Below are 5,099 nucleotides of genomic sequence, written 5' to 3'. Positions count from 1 at the left end.
AGTGATAAAAACTTTGAGAGTACAAAGAAAAACAATAATTTGGTGTAACAAAAGTCAGCGAGAGCAGACGAACTTTTAATAGAGAGTTTGATCCTGGCTCAGGACGAACGCTGGCGGCGTGCTTAACACATGCAAGTCGAACGTGATTTTTGTAGAAATTCTTTCGGGAATGGAAGCAAAATGAAAGTGGCGAACGGGTGAGTAACACGTGAGCAACCTACCTTACACAGGGGGATAGCCGTTGGAAACGACGATTAATACCGCATGAGACCACAGTACCGCATGGTATAGGGGTCAAAGATTTATCGGTGTAAGATGGGCTCGCGTCTGATTAGCTAGTTGGAAGGGTAAAGGCCTACCAAGGCGACGATCAGTAGCCGGTCTGAGAGGATGAACGGCCACATTGGAACTGAGACACGGTCCAAACTCCTACGGGAGGCAGCAGTGGGGAATATTGCACAATGGGGGGAACCCTGATGCAGCGACGCCGCGTGAGCGAAGAAGGTTTTCGAATCGTAAAGCTCTGTCCTATGAGAAGATAATGACGGTATCATAGGAGGAAGCCCCGGCTAAATACGTGCCAGCAGCCGCGGTAATACGTATGGGGCGAGCGTTGTCCGGAATTATTGGGCGTAAAGGGTACGTAGGCGGCCTTTTAAGTCAGGTGTGAAAGCGTGAGGCTTAACCTCATTAAGCACTTGAAACTGGAAGGCTTGAGTGAAGGAGAGGAAAGTGGAATTCCTAGTGTAGCGGTGAAATGCGTAGATATTAGGAGGAATACCGGTGGCGAAGGCGACTTTCTGGACTTTTACTGACGCTCAGGTACGAAAGCGTGGGGAGCAAACAGGATTAGATACCCTGGTAGTCCACGCCGTAAACGATGAATGCTAGGTGTTGGGAGTCAAATCTCGGTGCCGAAGTTAACACATTAAGCATTCCGCCTGGGGAGTACGGTGGCAACACTGAAACTCAAAGGAATTGACGGGGACCCGCACAAGCAGCGGAGCATGTGGTTTAATTCGAAGCAACGCGAAGAACCTTACCAAGGCTTGACATATAGTTGAGTTATTGAGAAATTGATAAGTCCCTCGGGACAGCTATACAGGTGGTGCATGGTTGTCGTCAGCTCGTGTCGTGAGATGTTGGGTTAAGTCCCGCAACGAGCGCAACCCTTATCTTCAGTTACCAGCATGTAATGATGGGGACTCTGGAGAGACTGCCGATGACAAATCGGAGGAAGGTGGGGATGACGTCAAATCATCATGCCCTTTATGTCTTGGGCTACACACGTGCTACAATGGTTGGTACAACGAGAAGCGAGATAGTGATGTCAAGCAAAACTCTAAAAGCCAATCTCAGTTCGGATTGTAGGCTGCAACTCGCCTACATGAAGTCGGAGTTGCTAGTAATCGCAAATCAGAATGTTGCGGTGAATGCGTTCCCGGGTCTTGTACACACCGCCCGTCACACCATGGGAGTTGGCAATACCCGAAGCCGCCGATCTAACCGCAAGGAGGAAGGCGTCGAAGGTAGGGTTAATGACTGGGGTGAAGTCGTAACAAGGTAGCCGTATCGGAAGGTGCGGCTGGATCACCTCCTTTCTAAGGAGTACTAAGAACGACAGTTCAAAATAAATTCTTAGTTTTATCACTGTTTTTTGGTTCGATTTTTTTAATTTTAAACCAAAAGCTGTAAGGCTAACTAAAAGAAAATACCAAAATGATAGTATAAAAGAAAAAGGGGTACGCAAAACCCCCAAAACATTTTTTACTATCGCAAAAAATATTTTGGGGGTGTAGCTCAGTTGGGAGAGCACCTGCCTTGCAAGCAGGGGGTCAGGAGTTCGAATCTCCTCATCTCCACCAAGAAACCTGACAATTAAAGAGAAATATATTTCTGGTCAAGCGACCAAGGGCATAAGGTGAATGCCTTGGCACTGAGAGCCGAAGAAGGACGTGACAAGCTGCGAAAAGTCTCGGGGAGGAGCAAATATCCATTGATCCGGGAATGTCCGAATGGGGAAACCCACTTGAGCAAACCTCAAGTATCTTGTTGTGAATACATAGCAACAAGAGGGAATAGTTGGTGAACTGAAACATCTAAGTAGCCAGACGAAAAGAAAGAAAAAATTCGATTTTCAAAGTAGCGGCGAGCGAAATGGAAAGAGCCCAAATTAAGTTAAGGAAGAAGAAGGATAGTTGAATGGTCTGGGAAGATCAACCGAAGAAAGTGAAAGTCTTGTAAACGAAATCTGACTGAATCTGACTTTAAAAGAGTAGCATGGGACACGAGAAATCCTGTGTGAATATAGGGGGACCACCCCCTAAGGCTAAATACTACTCAGTGACCGATAGAGAATAGTACCGTGAGGGAAAGGTGAAAAGAACCCCGGGAGGGGAGTGAAATAGAACCTGAAACCTTATGCCTACAAGCAGATAGAGTCTTAAGAGAGATGATATCGTACTTTTTGTAGAACGGGCCAGCGAGTTATGGTGTGCGGCGAGGTTAAGTAATGAAGTTACGGAGCCGTAGGGAAACCGAGTCTGAATAGGGCGAAAAGTCGTATGCCATAGACCCGAAACCAGGTGATCTATCCATGAGCAGGTTGAAGTGAAAGTAAAATTTCATGGAGGACCGAACCGGGTAGCGTTTAAAAGCTATCGGATGACTTGTGGATAGGGGTGAAAAGCCAATCGAACTTGGAGATAGCTGGTTCTCCTCGAAATAGCTTTAGGGCTAGCCTCAATTTAGTTTACAGGGGGTAGAGCACTGAATACCGTAGGGGTGTTAGACATTACCGAAAGTTATCAAACTGCGAATACCTGATAAATGATGATTGGGAGTCAGACTATGTGGGATAAGCTTCATAGTCGAAAGGGAAAGAGCCCAGACCACCAGCTAAGGTCCCTAAATATAGATTAAGTGGGAAAGGATGTTTTACTACTTAGACAACCAGGATGTTGGCTTAGAAGCAGCCATACATTTAAAGAGTGCGTAATAGCTCACTGGTCAAGTGGTAGAGCGCCGAAAATGAACGGGGCTAAAATCTAATACCGAAGCTGTGGACTAATTAAATTAGTGGTAGAGGAGCATTGTGTAAGGGACGAAGCTAAGTTGTAAGACGAAGTGGACTTTACAGAAGAGAGAATGCTGGCATGAGTAGCGAAAAGGAGGGTGAGAATCCCTCCCGTCGAAAGCCTAAGGATTCCTGAGGAAGGCTCGTCCTCTCAGGGTAAGTCGGGACCTAAGCCCAGGCTGAAAAGCGTAAGCGATGGACAACAGGTTGAGATTCCTGTACTATCTTTGAATGTTTGAGAGAAGTACTGACGCAGGAGGATATGTTGAGCGTGTGAATGGTAGAGCACGTCTAAGCAAGTAGGTAGAGAGTAGAGGCAAATCCCTATTCTTAATATCGAGATGCGATGGGGAGCGAAAAATAAGTAGTGAAGCAACAGATTCCAAACTGCCAAGAAAAGGTACTATTGAGTGAGAAGATACCCGTACCAAAACCGACACAGGTAGGCAAGGAGAGAATCCTAAGACGCGCGGAAGAACCTTTGTTAAGGAACTCGGCAAAATGACCCCGTAACTTCGGGAGAAGGGGTACCATTAGATGTGAGATGCAAACGCAAGGAGCATAGAGTGGTCGCAGAGAATAGGCCCAAGCAACTGTTTACCAAAAACACAAGTCTCTGCTAAATCGAAAGATGAAGTATAGGGGCTGACACCTGCCCGGTGCTGGAAGGTTAAGGGGAAATGTTAGAGCAATCGAAGCATAGAACTTAAGCCCCAGTAAACGGCGGCCGTAACTATAACGGTCCTAAGGTAGCGAAATTCCTTGTCGGGTAAGTTCCGACCCGCACGAAAGGTGTAATGATTTGGGCACTGTCTCAACAAAGGATCCGGTGAAATTGTAGTAGTCGTGAAGATGCGACTTACCCACGATAGGACGGAAAGACCCCGTGGAGCTTTACTGTAGGCTGGCATTGGAATTTGGTATTAAATGTACAGGATAGGTGGGAGACGAAGAAGCGAGAGCGCCAGTTTTCGTGGAGTCGCTGTTGGGATACCACTCTTTTGATACTAAATTTCTAACTTGATACTCTGAAGCGAGTATAAGGACACTGTCAGTTGGGCAGTTTGACTGGGGCGGTCGCCTCCTAAAGAGTAACGGAGGCGTTCAAAGGTTCCCTCAGAATGGAAGGAAATCATTCTAAGAGTGCAAAGGCAAAAGGGAGCTTAACTGCGACACCAACAAGTGGAGCAGATAGGAAACTAGGACTTAGTGATCCGGTGGTACCGAGTGGAAGGGCCATCGCTCAACGGATAAAAGCTACCCCGGGGATAACAGGCTTATCTCCCCCAAGAGTTCACATCGACGGGGAGGTTTGGCACCTCGATGTCGGCTCGTCTCATCCTGGGGCTGGAGTAGGTCCCAAGGGTTGGGCTGTTCGCCCATTAAAGAGGCACGCGAGCTGGGTTCAGAACGTCGTGAGACAGTTCGGTCCCTATCCATCGTGGGCGTAGGAAATTTGAGAGGAGCTGTCCTTAGTACGAGAGGACCGGGATGGACAGACCGCTGGTGTATCAGTTATCATGCCAATGGTAATGCTGAATAGCTAAGTCTGGAAGGGATAAGTGCTGAAGGCATCTAAGCACGAAGCCCCCCTCAAGATGAGATTTCCTGTTGCAGAAATGCAAGAGAGATTCGATACAGAAAATGTCGTAGATAGGTCAGAGGTGTAAAGGTGGCAACATCAAAGCTAACTGATACTAATAAATCGAAAGCTTGACCAGAAATATATACTCTTTAGTTGGAAGGGTATTAAACAGAAATATATTGAAAAGAAGAAGAAAAGTAAACAAGTATGGCTGTAAGGCTTAAGAGGCTACTCTGTTCCCATCTCGAACACAGAAGTTCATGACCTAACAGCAATCTGAGATTGCGTCGTAGGTCAGATGCTAAGAAACTCCATTTGTGAAACAAATGGTAAGTTTCGACAGTGAAAGCTCAGAGCTTAACGGCAAAGAAAAGTAAATAAATAAGTATGGCTGTGATGGCTAGGAGGATACACCTGTTCCCATCTCGAACACAGAAG

Annotated in this window: 1 tRNA gene and 2 rRNA genes; all 3 read left to right on the top strand. The window is 46.6% G+C overall.

Annotated features, from left to right (window positions below):
• Positions 1-75: 75 nt before the first annotated feature.
• Positions 76-1,601, top strand: a 16S ribosomal RNA gene (locus ACMX2D_RS07160).
• Positions 1,602-1,789: 188 nt separating this feature from the next.
• Positions 1,790-1,865 (top strand) — tRNA-Ala (locus tag ACMX2D_RS07155).
• Positions 1,866-1,898: 33 nt separating this feature from the next.
• A 23S ribosomal RNA gene (locus tag ACMX2D_RS07150) occupies positions 1,899-4,797 on the top strand.
• The 16S and 23S rRNA genes sit together here with 1 tRNA gene alongside, the layout of an rRNA operon.
• The last annotated feature ends 302 nt before the right edge of the window (positions 4,798-5,099 follow it).

It is taken from the genome of Parvimonas oralis (assembly GCF_047608425.1).
Classification (GTDB): Bacteria; Bacillota; Clostridia; order Tissierellales; family Peptoniphilaceae; genus Parvimonas.
The sequence above is the reverse complement of the archived record's forward strand: the minus strand, read 5'-3'. Positions and strand labels throughout refer to the sequence as shown.